Source organism: Streptomyces flavalbus (assembly GCF_042674625.1).
In the GTDB taxonomy this organism is placed as follows: Bacteria; Actinomycetota; Actinomycetes; order Streptomycetales; family Streptomycetaceae; genus Streptomyces; species Streptomyces flavalbus.
Genome location: NZ_JBHTEB010000001.1, coordinates 5,238,375 through 5,253,583, shown reverse-complemented (window position 1 = coordinate 5,253,583; position 15,209 = coordinate 5,238,375). Strand labels below are relative to the sequence as shown.

Genomic DNA, 15,209 nt, shown 5'->3' with positions numbered 1-15,209 from the left:
CTATCGGCCGCCGGTGACAGTCCGATCGTGCGATTCGTCACCGGACGGCTCCTCCAGCAGCAGCCGTTCCAGCGCGGCCCGGTCCGGCAGCTCGCGCGGGTGGACGACGTCGCCGGTGCGCACGTACAGGAAGGCGGCGGTGACCGACTCCAGGGGGACGCCCTGCTGCTCGGCCCAGGCGAGCCGGTACAGGGCGAGCTGGAGCGGGTCGGCGGTACCGCCACGGCCGGTCTTCCAGTCGACGATCTCGTACGTCGTCGTATCGCCGTCGCCGGACCTGTACACGGCGTCGATGCGGCCCCTGACGACGCGGCCCGCTATGGAGAGCTGGAAGGGCGCCTCGACGCGGTAGGGCGTGCGCCGGGCGTACTCGGTGCGTTCGAAGGCGTCCTTGAGGGCCTCCAGGTCCCGTTCGTCGGCGATCTCGGCGTCGCTGCCTGGGAGGTCGTCCGGTTCCAGCAGGGGCAGCGTCAGCGCCTCGAAGCGGGCTTCGACCCAGGCGTGGAAGCGGGTGCCGCGGCGGGCGGCCGGCTGCGGCGGGCGCGGCATGGGGCGGGCCAGTTCCTGGGCGAACCCGTCGGGGTCGGCGGCCAGATGCAGGAGCTGGGTGGCGGTCAGGGAGGCGGGCAGCGGGACCTCCGTGACGCGTTCACGCGCGCGCAGGAGTTCGCCGGTGAGGGCGTCGAGGTCGCGGTCCCAGGAGGCGACGGTGCGGGCCTCCTCCGGGGTGAGGGGAGCCCGGGTCTCGGGGGAAGGGGCGGTCGCCTGGTGGGGCACGGTGGGGCGCTGGGTGGTCAGGGAGTCCCAGTCGTCGTCGGTGAGGAGGGGGCCGTCCTCCTCGTCCTCGGGTAGGGGTTCGTCGTCCTCCGGTGGCGGGGGCCAGTCCGGGTCCTCGTAGGCGGTGGGGTCAGGCACGGTCGGGCTGGCGGCGAGCGCGTCGAGCTGGGCGAGGACGGTCTCGGCGGCGGCCCGGCGTCGGGTGAGCGCCTCCTCGTCCAGGGGCAGCGGCCACACCTCGTCGGCGGCGGTCTGGTGGAGGGCGGGGTTCTCCTCGTCGTCGGCGGGTGCGTCCGCCCACACCTCGATCTCCCCGTGTCCGGCGGCGCAGTGGTCGTGGAGGGCGATGAGGAAGTCGGAGGGGCCGCGGGGCTTCTTCTGGGTGGGGCCCCACCAGTGGCCGGAGCCGAGCAGCAGGGAGCGGGGGCGGGTGAAGGTGACGTAGCCGAGGCGGAGTTCCTCGGTGTGCTGGTGGTCCTTCATGGCCTCGTGGAAGGCCTTCATCCCGCGCGAGTCCCACGCTTCGACGTCGGGCAGGGTGTCGGCGTCGCCGCGCAGCTCGTGCGGGAGCACCTTGGCCTGCGCGGTCCACTTCTCGCGGCCCTGGGCGCTGGGGAAGGTGCCGGTGACCAGCCCGGGGACGGCCACGACGTCCCACTCCAGGCCCTTGGACTTGTGCGCGGTGAGCACCTTGACGGTGTTCTCGCCGCCGGGGAGCGCGTTGTCGAGGCCCTTCTCGTACTGGGCGGCGGTGCGCAGGAAGCCCAGGAACGCCAGCAGGCTCGCCTCGCCGTCGCCCGCGGCGAAGGACGCGGCGACGTCGAGGAAGTTGGAGAGGGTCTCCCGGCGCCGGGCGGCCAGGGCGTGCGGTGAGGCGGACAGCTCCACCTCCAGGCCGGTGACGGCGAGGACGCGGTGCAGTACGTCCATCAGCGGGTCGGCGAGGGAGCGGCGCAGGTCGCGCAGTTCGGCGGCGAGGCGGGCGAACCGCACGCGCGCGTCCGGCGAGAACGGCAGCCCGTCGTCGTCCCCGCCGCCCTCCATGGGCGTCTCCAGGAAGGTGTCGAGGGCGTCCGCGAGGGAGACCACCTCCGCCGGGTCGACCCCCTCGACGGCCTCCGCGAGCCGCAGGTCGGGGTCGTCGCCGCGCTCCACGCGCGCGTGCGCGACGAGCAGCCGTGCGCGGCGGCCCAGCAGGGCGAGGTCGCGCGGCCCGATGCGCCAGCGTGGTCCGGTCAGCAGCCGGACCAGGGAGGCGTTGGCGCCGGGATCCTGGAGGACCTCGCAGACGGCGACCAGGTCGGCGACCTCGGGCAGGTGCAGCAGCCCGGAGAGCCCGACCACCTCCACCGGCACGTCCCGGGCGACCAGCGCGCCCTGGATCTGCGCGAAGTCACCGGCCGTGCGGCACAGGACGGCGATCTCACCGGGCGCCTTGCCGGTGTTCACCAGGTGGGCGACGGAGTCCGCGATCCAGTCGATCTCCTCCGCGTGGGTGCGCAGCAGGGCGCAGCGCACCACGCCGTCCCGCTCGGCGCCCGGCGCGGGGCGCAGGGCCTGCACGCCCGCGTGCATGGCGCGCAGGGGCTCCGCGAGGCCGTTGGCGAGGTCGAGGAGGCGACCGCCGCTGCGCCGGTTCTCGCTGAGGGCCTGGCGGGTGGCGGGGCGGCCGTCGGCGTGGGCGAAGTGCTCGGGGAAGTCGTCCAGGTTGGCGACGGAGGCGCCGCGCCAGCCGTAGATGGCCTGGCAGGGGTCACCGACGGCGGTGACGGGGTGGCCGGTGCCGCCGCCGAAGAGGCCCGCGAGCAGGACGCGCTGGGCGACGGAGGTGTCCTGGTACTCGTCGAGGAGGACGACGCGGAACTCCTCGCGCAGGTGGCGGCCCACTTCGGGGAGCTGTCCGAGTTCGGCGGCGAGGGCGATCTGGTCGCCGAAGTCGATCAGGTCGCGTTCGCGTTTGGCGGCGCGGTACCGCACGACGAGTTCGGTGAGTTCGCGGCGGGCGGCGGCGGTGTCGGGGACCTTGCGCAGGTCGGCGTTGCTGAGCTTGGCGCCGTCCAAGGCGAGCAGCAGCCCGGCGTCCCACGCGCGCAGCCGCTCGGGCCGCACGAGGTGCTCGGAGAGTTCCGCGTCGAGGGTGAGCAGGTCGCTGACCAGGTCGGGGAAGGAGCGGGTGAGCGCCGGGTAGGGGCCGGGGGCCTCGCGCAGCACCCGCGCGGCCAGCTGGTAGCGGGTGGCGTCGGCGAGGAGCCGGGAGGTGGGCTCCAGGCCGATGCGCAGGCCGTGGTCGGCCAGCAGGCGGCCCGCGAAGGCGTGGTACGTGGAGATCACGGGCTCGCCCGGGGGGTTGTCCGGGTCGATGACGTCGGGGTCGGTGACGCCTGCCCTGACCAGGGCCTTGCGGACGCGCTCGGCCAGCTCTCCGGCCGCCTTGTTGGTGAAGGTCAGGCCGAGCACCTGTTCGGGGGCGACCTGGCCGGTGCCGACCAGCCAGACCACGCGCGCCGCCATCACCGTCGTCTTGCCGGAACCGGCTCCGGCCACGATCACCTGCGGGGCGGGCGGCGCGGTGATGCAGGCCGTCTGCTCCGGGGTGAACGGGATGCCGAGCAGCTCTTTGAGCTGTTCGGGGTCGGTGATACGGGCGGGCACGTGAGAGAGGCTAGCGGCGGGCACTGACAGCGGAGGCCACGATCGTCGTCTGAGGCCATCAGTGGCGGAAGAAGCGCAGGTCAGCGCATGGGGTGCGACCTGTCACAACGGACGTTCACGGAGTGACCCTCACTCCACCACGTGACGGCCTTCCGGGCGGGCGCCGCACGAGGCGCGGAAGGCGCAGTGCGTGCAGTGCTGGCCGGTGCTCGGCGTGAAGCGCTCGTCGAGCACCTTCCCGGCGGCGGTGGCCAGCAGCTCACCGACCCACTCCCCCTCCAGGGGCTCCTGCGCCTGCACCTTCGGCAGGGTCTCGCCGCCGTCCCGTTTCGCGGCGCCCTGCCGTAGCTGGACGAGTTCGGCGCCGCCCGGCTCGGGGCGCGCCCCGTCGAAGACGTCGTCGACGGCGCCCTCGCGGACGGCGAGCTGGTAGACGGCAAGCTGGGGGTGGCGGGCCACCTCGGCGGCGCTGGGCGCCTGTTTGCCGGTCTTGAAGTCGACGACGTAGGCGCGGCCCTCGGCGTCGGTCTCGACACGGTCCATGGAGCCGCGGATGCGCACCTCGTACTCCCCCGCCTCCAGGGTGACGTCGAAGTGGTGCTCGCTGGCCACCGGGGTGCGTCCGGTGCGGTCCATGACGTGCCACTTCAGGAAGCGTTCGAGCGCCACGCGCGCGTGCTCCTTCTCCTGGGCGGACTTCCACGGCGCGTCGAAGGCGAGCGCGTTCCACACCGAGTCCAGCCGCTCCATCAGCACGTCGAGGTCGGCCGGGGTGTGCCCGGAGGCGACCTCGTCGGCGAGGACGTGCACGACGTTGCCGAAGCCCTGCGCGGCGGTCGCCGGGGTGTCCGCCTTCACCTCGCGGCTGAGGAACCACTGGAGGGCGCAGGTGTTGGCGAGCTGGTCGAGGGCGCTGCCGGAGAGCGTGACGGGCTGGTCGCGGTCGCGCAGCGGCACCTTGCTCTCGGTCGGCTCGAACATGCCCCACCAGCGGTAGGGGTGCGCGGACGGCACCAGCGGGCGGCCGTCCTCGTCGGTGAGCGCGGCGAGCCGGGCCAGCCGCTGGGCCGCGGCCTGGCGCAGGGCGGCCGACACGCGCGGGTCGACGGTGGTGGCCCGCAGCTCCGCGACGAGCGCGGCGACGGACAGCGGGCGGCGCGGGCGGCCGGTGACGTCCTTCGGTTCGACGCCGAGTTCGGTCAGGAAGCGGGAGGGCTGGTCGCCGTCGTCGGCGGGCGCCTTCACGGCGGTGACGACGAGCCGCTCACGCGCGCGCGTGGCGGCCACGTAGAACAGGCGGCGCTCCTCCGCGAGCAGGGCGCCCGGGGTGAGCGGCTCAGCGAGCCCGTCGCGGCCTATGCGGTCGGCCTCCAGGAGGGAGCCGCGGCGGCGCAGGTCGGGCCACAGGCCCTCCTGGACGCCCGCGACGACGACCAGGCGCCACTGGAGGCCCTTGGCACGGTGCGCGGTCATCAGACGGACGGCGTCGGGGCGTACCGCGCGGCGCGTGAGGGTGTCGGCGGCGATGTCCTCGGCGTCGATCTCCGCCAGGAAGTTCAGGGCGCCCCGGCCGCCGGTGCGCTCCTCCGCGCGGGCGGCCGTCGCGAACAGCGCGCATACGGCGTCCAGGTCGCGGTCGGCGTTGCGTCCGGCCGCGCCGCCGCGCCGGGCGGCCCGCTCCAGGCGCGCGGGCCACGGGGTGCCGTCCCAGAGGTCCCACAGCGCCTCCTCGGCGGTGCCGCCGCCCGCGAGGCGCTCCCGGGCCTTGCGCAGCAGCGCGCCGAGGCGTTGGGCGCCGCGCGCGTACGCCGGGTCGTGCGCGACCAGGCGCTCGGGCTCCGCGAGCGCCCGCGCGAGCAGGTTGTCGGAGGGCGGCGGTACGGGGTTGCCCGCGGCGCGCTCCTCCTCCCGCAGGGCGCGTCCCAGACGGCGCAGGTCGGCGGTGTCCATCCCGGCGAGGGGGGAGGTGAGCAGGGTGAGGGCGGTCTCGGTGTCGAGCCAGGTGGTGCCTCCGTCCGGTTCGGAGCCGCCGCCAGCGCTCACGTCACCTTCCGGGCGCCCATCGCCAGCGCTCGCGTCACCGCCCGGTTCCGAGCCGTGCCCGGCGCCCACATCGCCGCCCGCGCGCCCGTCCCCGACTCCCGGGCGCCCGTCTCCCCCGCCCCGTCCCGCCTCCGCCGTGGCGACCGCGCGTAGGGCCGTCAGCAGGGGGGCCACCGCGGGCTCGTGGCGCAGGGGCAGGTCGTCGCCGTCGATGTCCAGGGGGACGCCCGCGGAGGTGAGGGCGCGGCGGAGGGTGGGAATGGTGCGGGACCCGGCGCGCACCAGGACGGCCATCTCGCCCCACGGGACGCCGTCCTCCAGGTGGGCCCGGCGGAGGATGTCGGCGACGTTGTCCTGCTCGGTGCCCGCCGTCGGGTAGGTGAAGACCTCGACGCGGCCACCGTCCCGCGCGGGGGCGAGGTCGCGGTGCGCGCGTGCCTGCTCGGCGGGCAGGCGGGGCAGCGGCATCCGCTGGGTCAGCAGCCGGGTAGTGGCGAGCAGGGCGGCGCCGGAGCGGCGGGAGGTGCGCAGCACCTCGACGGGCGCCGGGCGGCCGTCCCCGCGCGGGAAGGCGTGCGGGAAGTCGAGGATGCCGTTCACGTCGGCGCCGCGGAAGGCGTAGATCGACTGGTCGGGGTCGCCGAAGGCGACGAGGGTGCGGCCACCGCCCGCGAGGGCGTCGAGCAGCCGTACCTGCGCGGGGTCGGTGTCCTGGTACTCGTCGACGTACACGGCGTCGTACTGCGCGGCCAGCCGTTCGGCGACGGCGGGGCGGCGGGCGAGGAGCACCGCGCGGTGGACCAGTTCGGCGTAGTCGATGACGCCCTGGAGGTCGAGCACGTCGAGGTACTCGGCGAGGAAGGCGGCGGCGGCCCGCCAGTCGGGGCGGCCGATGCGGCGGGCGAAGGCCTCCAGGGCGTCCGGGCCGAGGCCCAGCTCACGGCTGCGGGCGAGGACGGCGCGGACCTCGTCGGCGAAGCCGCGTGTGGTCAGGCAGGCGCGCAGCTCGTCCGGCCAGCGCACGTGGGTGAGGCCCAGCCGCTCCAGGTCGGGCTGGCCCGCGAGCAGCTCGCGCACGGTGACGTCCTGCTCGGGGCCGGACAGCAGCCGTAGCGGTTCGACGAACAGGCCGCTGTCCTGGTGGGCGCGGACCAGGGCGTACGAGAAGGAGTGGAAGGTGGTCGCGCGGGGCGCGCGGGCGGCCCCGATGCGCAGTGCCATGCGGTCGCGCAGGTCGACGGCGGCCTTGCGGCTGAAGGTGAGCACGAGGATCCGCTCGGGGTGGGCGCCGCGCGCGATGCGGGCCGCCACGGACTCCACGAGGGTGGTGGTCTTCCCGGTGCCGGGACCGGCGAGGACGAGCAGCGGACCGGCGCCGTGGTCAACCACGGCGCGCTGTGCGGCGTCCAGACGAGGGGGATCGGGTCGGTCCGGCGGGGTACGTACCAGTCGGTAAGCGCCACGGCTCCCCTGCCGCGCCTCGTGGTGCGGCAGGCGACTGGTGGAGGAAGGGAAGCTCACGTGGTTCGCCGGTCCTGGTGGGTGTGCTGGTGGGGCGACCGCCGTGCGTGGCGGACGGTGGCCGCGGGATGAGGGGGACGCGCGCAGCCGACGCTACGCCGACGAATGGCACGGAAGCAGGGCTTCCGCTTCTTCCCACCGGGCTCTCACACCCCGCGTGTCCCTTGTCCCTCGAACGTACGTCATGTCACGGACGTGCCCTGTTTCCCCCGTACGGATCACGTGTACCCCACGGGCCGGGCCGATGGCGGAAGCTGTCAGGTGTGAGCCTTCGCGCTTTCGCCGCCGTCCCACCGCGCGCGTCTGACGTCGACGCGTGGCAGGTGGCCCTCGGCCGCCCGCCCGGCGCCCTTCAGCGGAGTGCCCTCCGCGCGGTAGGCGTCCAGCGCCTGGAGCTCATGACCGGCGAGCAGCACGCCGTCCGCGCGGACGACCCGCCACCAGGGGACCGCGCCCCCGTAGAGGGACATCACGCGGCCGACCTGACGGGGGCCGCCCTCCTCCAGGTACTCGGCGACGTCCCCGTACGTCATGACACGCCCGGCCGGGATCCGCTCGGTCAGGTCGAGGACCCGCTCCGCGTACTCCGGCAGCGCGTCGGCGTACTCCGGGCGGGCGTCCTCGGGAAGGCTCTGCTCGCTCATTCACCCCATCCTGCCCGACCCCACCGACAATGTGACGGCCCCGCCACCGTGCGTGCGCCTCGCCCGGGAGCAGCGCTTCGGGCAGACTGTGCGCCCCGTGTTCGCACCCTGATGCCCCCGTGTGTCGGTGGAACATGCCACCATCGTGCGGGCGGTGACTGGTGATACGAGATCAAGAAGAGACGATGAAGCAGCAGGGTGTGCACCCCGACGACGCGGAGGGCACCTCTGATGCTTCGGCGCGCCCGGACACCGCGGACCCTGACCGGACGGGCGGGGCGACGACCCCCTTCGCGGACGCGACCGCGATGAACGACGACCCGCGCGGCGACGACGCCCCCACCGACGCCGTGGAGGGCGACGAACCGCTGCTCCCCGCGCGCGTGCACCGTCCCTCCGACCTGATGCGGCTGCTGGTGGGCGTGCTCGCCATCGCCGTACTGCTCGCCATCGCCGCCTTCGCGCACGGCACCACCTCGGGCCTGGAACAGGACATCAACAAGGGCACCGGCCAGGCGCCCGACCTCCTGATCAAGATCGCGGGACTGGCGTCCAGCATCGCGATCCTCCTCGTCCCCGTCGCCTTCGCGATCGAGCGGCTGATCAAACGCGACGGGCTGCGGATCGCCGACGGCGTCCTGGCGGCCGTACTCGCCCACGGAGTGACGCTCGCCACGGACCTGTGGGTGGCCAAGGCCGCCCCCGACTCCATCCAGGAAGCGCTGACCCAGCCCTCCCCCGGCGACATCACCGCCCTGACCGACCCGGTGCACGGCTATCTGGCGCCCGTCATCGCCTATATGACGGCCGTCGGCATGTCCCGCAGACCACGCTGGCGCGCGGTGCTGTGGATCGTGCTGACGCTGGACGCGTTCTCGATGCTCGTCACCGGCTACACGACGCCGTTCTCGATCATCCTGACCGTCCTGATCGGCTGGAGCGTCGCCTACGGCACGCTGTACGCCGTCGGCTCCCCGAACGTCCGCCCCACCGGCCGCACCCTCATGGCGGGCCTGCGGACGGTCGGCTTCCGCCCCGTGAGCGCCTCCCGCGACGACACCATGGACGCCGCCGACGGCGACCGCGGGCGGCGCTACTTCGTCACCCTGGAGGACGGCCCGCCGCTGGACGTCACGGTCGTCGACCGCGAGCAGCAGGCGCAGGGCTTCTTCTACCGGGTCTGGCGCAACCTCACCCTGCGCGGCTTCGCCACCCGCCGCAGCCTCCAGTCGCTGCGCCAGGCCCTGGAGCAGGAGGCCCTGCTCGCCTACGCCGCCATCGCCGCGGGCGCCAACGCGCCCAAGCTGATCGCCACCTCCGAACTCGGCCCCGACGCCGTGATGCTCGTCTACGAGCACAGCGGCGGGCGCACGCTGGACTCGCTGGCGGAGGACGAGATCACCGACGAGTTGCTGCGGCACACCTGGGACCAGGTGCGGGCGTTGCAGTCCCGGCGCATCGCGCACCGCAGGCTCGCGGGTGACGCGGTTCTGGTGGATCGTTCCGGCACGGTGGTCCTCACCGACCTGCGCGGCGGCGAGATCGCGGCCGGTGACCTCCTGCTGCGGATGGACGTCGCCCAACTGATGACCACGCTGGCGCTGCGGGTGGGCGCCGAGCGTGCCGTGGCCTCCGCCGTCGCCGTACTCGGGCCCGACGCCGTCGCCGACTGCCTGCCCATGCTCCAGCCCATCGCGCTGACGCGCTCCACGCGCGCGACCCTGCGCAGGCTGGCCCGGGAGCGCGCGGAACGCGAGCGTGAGGCGGTGCTGGAGGCGTCCCGGCAGGACCGGCAGACCCGCCCCGACGCCGCCGGTCACGGCAGCACCGTCGTCCTGGAGAAGCCCGGCAAGAAGGCCGAACGCGCACAGGCCAGGGCGGAGAAGCGGGCCGTCGAGGAAGCCCTGGAAGAGGCCCGCGAGGACGACCTGCTCACCCAGATCCGCCACGAGGTGCTGCGCATCCGCCCGCAGGCGCCGGTGGAACCGGCCCGTCTTGAGCGGATCCGCCCGCGCACCCTGATCAGCTTCATCGCGGGTGCCATCGGCGCCTACTTCCTGCTGTCGCAGCTCACGCACATCGAGTTCGGCACCCTCTTCGCCGAGGCCGAGTGGGGCTGGGTCGCGGCGGCGGTGCTGTTCTCCGCGCTGAGCTACCTCGCCGCGGCGATGGCCCTGCTGGGGTTCGTGCCCGAGCGGGTGCCCTTCCCGAGGACGGTGCTGGCGCAGGTCGCCGGGTCGTTCGTGAAGATCGTCGCTCCGGCCGCGGTGGGCGGCGTCGCGCTCAACACGCGCTTCCTCCAGCGCTCGGGCGTGCGGCCCGGCCTCGCGGTGGCCAGCGTCGGCGCCTCCCAGTTGTTCGGGCTCGGCGCGCACGTCCTGATGCTGCTGTCCTTCGGCTATCTGACCGGCACCGAGAAGACGCCGTCGCTGTCGCCGTCCCGGACGGTCATCGCCGGGCTGCTGACGGTGGCGGTGCTGGTGCTCGTGGTGACCTCGGTGCCGTTCCTGCGGAAGTTCGTCATCACGCGCGTGCGGTCGCTCTTCGCCGGAGTGGTGCCGCGGATGCTCGACGTCCTCCAGCGCCCGCAGAAGCTCGTCACCGGCATCGGCGGGATGTTGCTGCTCACCGCCTGCTTCGTGATGTGCCTGGACGCCTCCATCCGGGCCTTCGGCGACGAGAACTCCTCGATCAGCATCGCCAGCGTCGCGGTCGTCTTCCTCGCCGGTAACGCGCTCGGTTCCGCCGCGCCGACGCCGGGCGGTGTCGGCGCGGTCGAGGCGACCCTGACCGTCGGCCTCATCGCCGTCGGCCTGCCCAGCGAGGTCGCCGCCCCGGCCGTCCTGCTGTTCCGCCTGCTCACGCTGTGGCTGCCCGTGCTGCCGGGCTGGCTGGCGTTCAACCACCTCACCCGCAAGGGCGCCCTCTAGCCACGCGAGCGCGTGTGTGCCCCGTACAGCCCGCGAGTGTGTGTACCTCGTACGGCCCGTGCCCCGCGCGGGTGGTCCGGTGCGGTCGCAGGATGGGTGTATGCCGAACCCGTCCCGCCCGCGCGCCGCCGCCCTGACCGCCACCGCCGTGCTGCTGGCCTCCGTGCTGGCGGGGTGCGGCGGTGACGACTCCGGGGACGAGGACCTGTCGGCCCAGGAACTCGCGTGGGAGGACTGCCCGGCCCCGGACCAGGCACAGGGCGGCGGCGCCAGCCCGTCGCCGCTGCCGGGCGGTGCCGCCTGGCAGTGCGCCACCATGAAGGCGCCCCTCGACTGGGACGACCCCGAGGGCGACACCATCGACCTCGCCCTGATCCGGGCCAGGACCAGCGGCAAGGAGGGCGAGCGCATCGGCTCCCTCGTCTTCAACTTCGGCGGCCCCGGCGGCTCCGGTGTCACCACGCTGCCCGCCTTCGGCGAGGAGTACGAGACCCTGCGCACCCGCTACGACCTGGTCAGCTTCGACCCGCGCGGGGTCGGCCGCAGCGCCCCCGTGTGGTGCGAGAGCGACCGGCGGCTCGACGTCTACTTCCAGTTGGACTCCACCCCCGACGACGCCGCCGAACGCCGCGAACTCCTCGACGGGATCAAGGACTTCAACGACGCCTGCGAGGACCGCTCGGAGCGGATGCTGCCGCACGTGGCCACCACCGACGCCGCCCGCGACATGGACCTGATGCGCCAGGTCCTCGGCGACGACAAGCTGCACTACTTCGGCATCTCCTACGGCACCGAACTCGGCGGCGTCTACGCCCACCTGTTCCCCAAGCGCGTGGGCCGCGCCGTGTTCGACGCCGTCGTCGACCCGACGCAGAGCCCCGAACAGGGCTCCCTCGGCCAGGCCAAGGGCTTCCAGCAGGCGCTCGACAACTTCGCCGAGGACTGCGCGTCGAAGGAGGAGGACTGCCCGATCGGGGACAGCGCGCAGGACGTGAAGGACCGCGTCGCCAAGCTCCTCAAGGACCTCGACGCCCACCCGATCCCCGGCGTCCTCACCCGTCGGCTGACCCAGACCGCCGCGACCAACGGCATCGCACAGGCGCTGTACTCGCAGGACTTCTGGCAGTACCTCACCGACGGTCTGCAACAGGCGTACGACGGGGACGGCCAGATCCTGATGCTGCTGTCGGACTCGCTGAACGGCCGCGGCGAGAACGGTGAGTACAGCAACCTGGTCCCGGCCAACGTCTCCATCAACTGCGCCGACGACCGGCCCCGGTACACCGAGGAACAGGTGCGGCAGCGGCTGCCCGAGTTCCGGGCCGCCTCACCGCTGTTCGGTGACTTCCTGGCGTGGTCCATGCTGAGCTGCACCGACTGGCCCGTGAAGGGCGCCGCCGACCATCCCGACGTCAGCGCGTCCGGGGCGGCGCCGATCCTCGTGGTCGGCAACACCGGCGACCCGGCGACGCCGTACGAGGGGGCGCGGAAGATGGTGGACGCGCTGGGTGAGGGCGTCGGGGTCGAGCTGACGTACAAGGGGCAGGGGCACGGCGCGTACGACAGCGGGAACACGTGCGTGCGGGGTGCGGTGGACGGTTATCTGCTGGACGGCAAGGTGCCCGCGGCGGGGACCGTTTGCTCGTGACACCTCAAGATGAGGGGTAAAGTCGCTGGTCAGAGGGTTATCCACAGGCTCCAGCGAGATCACGACGTTGCGCATAGCATGGCCTGACTGCGGTCCGCGGCGCGGAAGCGGACGGCCTGTGAGGGGGGATGTGCGACATGGCGCGGTTTGTACGGTGCGCGGCGCTCGGCGTTGCCGCGGTGCTGCTGGGGACGGGGTGCAGCGGCGGCGGTGACGACGACTCGACAGGGGACGGGCCCACGCCCAGTGACCGGTCGGCCGCCTCCGGGAGCGCCTCCGCGCCGGTCGTCGAGGACCTGGACTGGGAGCGGTGCGAGGGCACCGACGACAGCCCGGCGCCCGGCGGCGACTGGCAGTGCGCCACGCTCAAGGCACCCCTCGACTGGTCCAAGCCGCGGGGCGAGACGATCGAGCTGGCCCTGATCCGCGCCAAGGCCACGGGCGACGACCGCATCGGCTCCCTGCTGTTCAACTTCGGCGGGCCCGGCGGGTCGGGCGTCTCGACCCTGCCCGCGTACGCCAGCACGGTCTCCGAACTGCACGAGCGCTACGACCTGGTGAGCTGGGACCCCCGTGGCGTGGGCGCCAGCGGGGGCATCCGCTGCCGGGACGACAAGGAGATCCAGGCCGCCGAGGCGATCGACGTCACCCCGGACACCCCGGCCGAGGAGCGCGCCTACCTCCAGGACGCCGCCGACTTCGGCAAGGGCTGCGCGCGGGACGCCGGGAAGCTGCTGAGGCATGTGTCCACCACGGACACGGCCCGGGACATGGACCTGATGCGCCAGGCCCTCGGCGACGACGAGATGCACTACTTCGGCATCTCCTACGGCACCGAGCTGGGCGGTGTGTACGCCCACCTCTTCCCCGACAAGGTGGGGCGGATGATCCTGGACGCGGTCGTCAACCCGGCCGCCGACAGCGTGGGCCACGCCAGGAACCAGACCACGGGCTTCCAGCGCGCCCTGGAGGACTACCTGGAGTCCAGGGGGAAGGACCCCGAGCAGGGCACGCGGGAGATCGCCGACCTGCTGGAACGGATCGACGCCGAGCCGCTGTCGACCTCGTCGGGGCGTGAGCTGACGCAGACCCTCGCCGTCACCGGCATCGTCCTGCCGCTGTACAGCAAGACGAGCTGGCCCACCCTGACCAGCGCCCTCGACGCGGCCGAGCGGGGCGACGGCTCCGGGCTGCTGGCGCTCGCCGACGGCTACAACGACCGTGATCCGTCCGGGCACTACGGCACGACGACCCACTCGCAACGGGTCATATCGTGCCTGGACGACAAGCAGCGGCCGACGCCCGCCGAGGCGAAGGCGCTGCTGCCCGAGTTCGAGCGGATCTCGCCGGTGTTCGGGGCGTTCCTGGGCTGGGACACGGCCGGGTGGTGCCACCAGTGGCCGGTGGCCGGGCAGTACGACACCCCGGAGGTGAGCGCGTCCGGCGCGGCGCCGATCCTCGTCGTCGGCAACACCGGCGACCCGGCGACGCCCTACGAGGGCGCCCGCACGATGGCGGACGAGCTGGGCGACGGCGTGGGTGTGGTCCTCACCTGGAAGGGCGAGGGGCACGGCGCGTACGGCAGTGGCAGCAACTGTGTCGACTCGACGGTGGACGCGTATCTGCTCAAGGGCGCGGTGCCGGAGGACGGCAAGGTCTGTTCCTGACGGCGGCGGGGGCTCAGAGCGCCTGTGACGCCCCGAGCCCTCGCTCCCGCTGTTCGGGCTGGTGTGAAGTCGGTTCAGTAGACCGGCTTGTTCGGTCAGTAGACCGGCTTGTCCGGCTCGATCTGGTTGACCCAGCCGATGACACCGCCGCCGACGTGGACGGCGTCCGAGAAGCCCGCGGACTTCAGGACCGCGAGGACTTCCGCACTGCGGACACCCGTCTTGCAGTGCAAGACGATCTTCTTGTCCTGCGAGAGACCCTCCAGAGCGGTGCCCATCAGGAACTCGTTCTTCGGGATCAGACGGGCGCCCGGGATGGAGACGATCTCGTACTCATTGACCTCGCGGACATCGATGATGTCGATGTTCTCACCGTCGTCGATCCACTCCTTGAGCTGCTTGGGAGTGATCGTGGAGTCGGCCGCCGCCGCCTGGGCCTCCTCGGACACGACGCCGCAGAAGGCCTCGTAGTCGATGAGTTCCGTGACGGTCGGGTTCTCGCCGCAGACCGCGCAGTTCGGGTCCTTGCGGACCTTGACCTGGCGGTACTGCATCTCCAGGGCGTCGTAGATCATCAGTCGGCCGACCAGCGGCTCGCCCGTGCCGGTCAGGACCTTGATGGCCTCGGTGACCTGGATGGAGCCGATGGACGCGCACAGCACGCCCAGGACGCCGCCCTCGGCGCAGGAGGGGACCATGCCGGGGGGCGGGGGCTCCGGGTAGAGGCAGCGGTAGCAGGGGCCGTGCTCGGACCAGAAGACGGACGCCTGGCCGTCGAAGCGGTAGATCGACCCCCACACGTACGGCTTGTTCAGCAGCACGCACGCGTCGTTGACGAGGTAGCGGGTCGCGAAGTTGTCGGTGCCGTCGACGATCAGGTCGTACTGGCTGAAGATGTCCATCACGTTGTCGGCTTCGAGCCGCTCCTCGTGAAGGACGACGTTGACGTACGGGTTGATGCCGAGCACGCTGTCGCGGGCCGACTCGGCCTTGGAGCGGCCGATGTCCGCCTGGCTGTGGATGATCTGGCGCTGCAGGTTCGACTCGTCGACCTCGTCGAACTCCACGATGCCGAGGGTGCCGACGCCCGCGGCGGCGAGGTACATCAGCGCCGGCGAGCCCAGGCCGCCGGCGCCCACACAGAGCACCTTGGCGTTCTTCAGCCGCTTCTGCCCGTCCATCCCCACGTCGGGGATGATCAGGTGGCGGGAGTACCTGCGGACCTCGTCTACGGTGAGCTCGGAAGCGGGCTCGACCAGGGGTGGCAGCGACACGGGGACTCCGTTGGTCGGTCAATCACTACGGTTGTTCTGCCTGTAACACTGCC

Annotated in this window: 7 protein-coding genes; 3 read left to right on the top strand and 4 right to left on the bottom strand. The window is 73.0% G+C overall.

The window, feature by feature from the left end:
* The 3 genes from ACFQZ6_RS23715 to ACFQZ6_RS23705 form a co-directional block, all read right to left on the bottom strand.
* Nucleotides 1-3,429, bottom strand: a complete 3,429-nt coding sequence (locus tag ACFQZ6_RS23715) for a UvrD-helicase domain-containing protein (protein WP_381612236.1) — start codon at nucleotides 3,427-3,429, stop codon at nucleotides 1-3.
* A gap of 129 nt (nucleotides 3,430-3,558) precedes the next feature.
* The gene (locus tag ACFQZ6_RS23710; protein WP_381612234.1) at nucleotides 3,559-6,993 is read right to left on the bottom strand and encodes an ATP-dependent helicase; all 3,435 of its coding nucleotides are present in this window, start codon (nucleotides 6,991-6,993) and stop codon (nucleotides 3,559-3,561) included.
* A 257-nt stretch (nucleotides 6,994-7,250) separates the two neighbouring features.
* A complete protein-coding gene (locus tag ACFQZ6_RS23705; RefSeq protein WP_381612233.1) occupies nucleotides 7,251-7,637 on the bottom strand; it encodes an MGMT family protein in 387 nt (128 codons plus the stop codon).
* Between the two features lie 185 nt (nucleotides 7,638-7,822).
* On the opposite strand from ACFQZ6_RS23705, the gene ACFQZ6_RS23700 reads away from it, so the two are divergent.
* The 3 genes from ACFQZ6_RS23700 to ACFQZ6_RS23690 all read left to right on the top strand — a co-directional run bounded on the left by ACFQZ6_RS23700 (nucleotide 7,823) and on the right by ACFQZ6_RS23690 (nucleotide 13,882).
* Nucleotides 7,823-10,567, top strand: coding sequence for a lysylphosphatidylglycerol synthase transmembrane domain-containing protein (locus tag ACFQZ6_RS23700; protein WP_381612231.1), 2,745 nt, complete (start codon nucleotides 7,823-7,825; stop codon nucleotides 10,565-10,567).
* A gap of 100 nt (nucleotides 10,568-10,667) precedes the next feature.
* Nucleotides 10,668-12,215, top strand: a complete 1,548-nt coding sequence (locus ACFQZ6_RS23695) for an alpha/beta hydrolase (protein WP_381612229.1) — start codon at nucleotides 10,668-10,670, stop codon at nucleotides 12,213-12,215.
* 137 nt (nucleotides 12,216-12,352) lie between these two features.
* Nucleotides 12,353-13,882 (top strand): alpha/beta hydrolase, encoded by a 1,530-nt coding sequence (locus ACFQZ6_RS23690; protein ID WP_381612227.1) that lies wholly within the window; start codon nucleotides 12,353-12,355, stop codon nucleotides 13,880-13,882.
* Between the two features lie 95 nt (nucleotides 13,883-13,977).
* On the opposite strand, the gene moeZ is transcribed toward ACFQZ6_RS23690, so the two are convergent.
* Complete coding sequence (gene moeZ / locus ACFQZ6_RS23685) at nucleotides 13,978-15,156, bottom strand: adenylyltransferase/sulfurtransferase MoeZ (RefSeq protein WP_210927760.1); 1,179 nt, start codon at nucleotides 15,154-15,156, stop codon at nucleotides 13,978-13,980.
* Nucleotides 15,157-15,209: the final 53 nt, after the last annotated feature.

Excerpts from the sequence above, each read along its gene's own strand:
- ACFQZ6_RS23705 (WP_381612233.1), bottom strand. The coding sequence starts at position 7,637 with ATGAGCGAGCAGAGCCTTCCCGAGGACGCCCGCCCGGAGTACGCCGAC.
- ACFQZ6_RS23700 (WP_381612231.1), top strand. The coding sequence starts at position 7,823 with ATGAAGCAGCAGGGTGTGCACCCCGACGACGCGGAGGGCACCTCTGAT.
- ACFQZ6_RS23695 (WP_381612229.1), top strand. The coding sequence starts at position 10,668 with ATGCCGAACCCGTCCCGCCCGCGCGCCGCCGCCCTGACCGCCACCGCC.
- ACFQZ6_RS23690 (WP_381612227.1), top strand. The coding sequence starts at position 12,353 with ATGGCGCGGTTTGTACGGTGCGCGGCGCTCGGCGTTGCCGCGGTGCTG.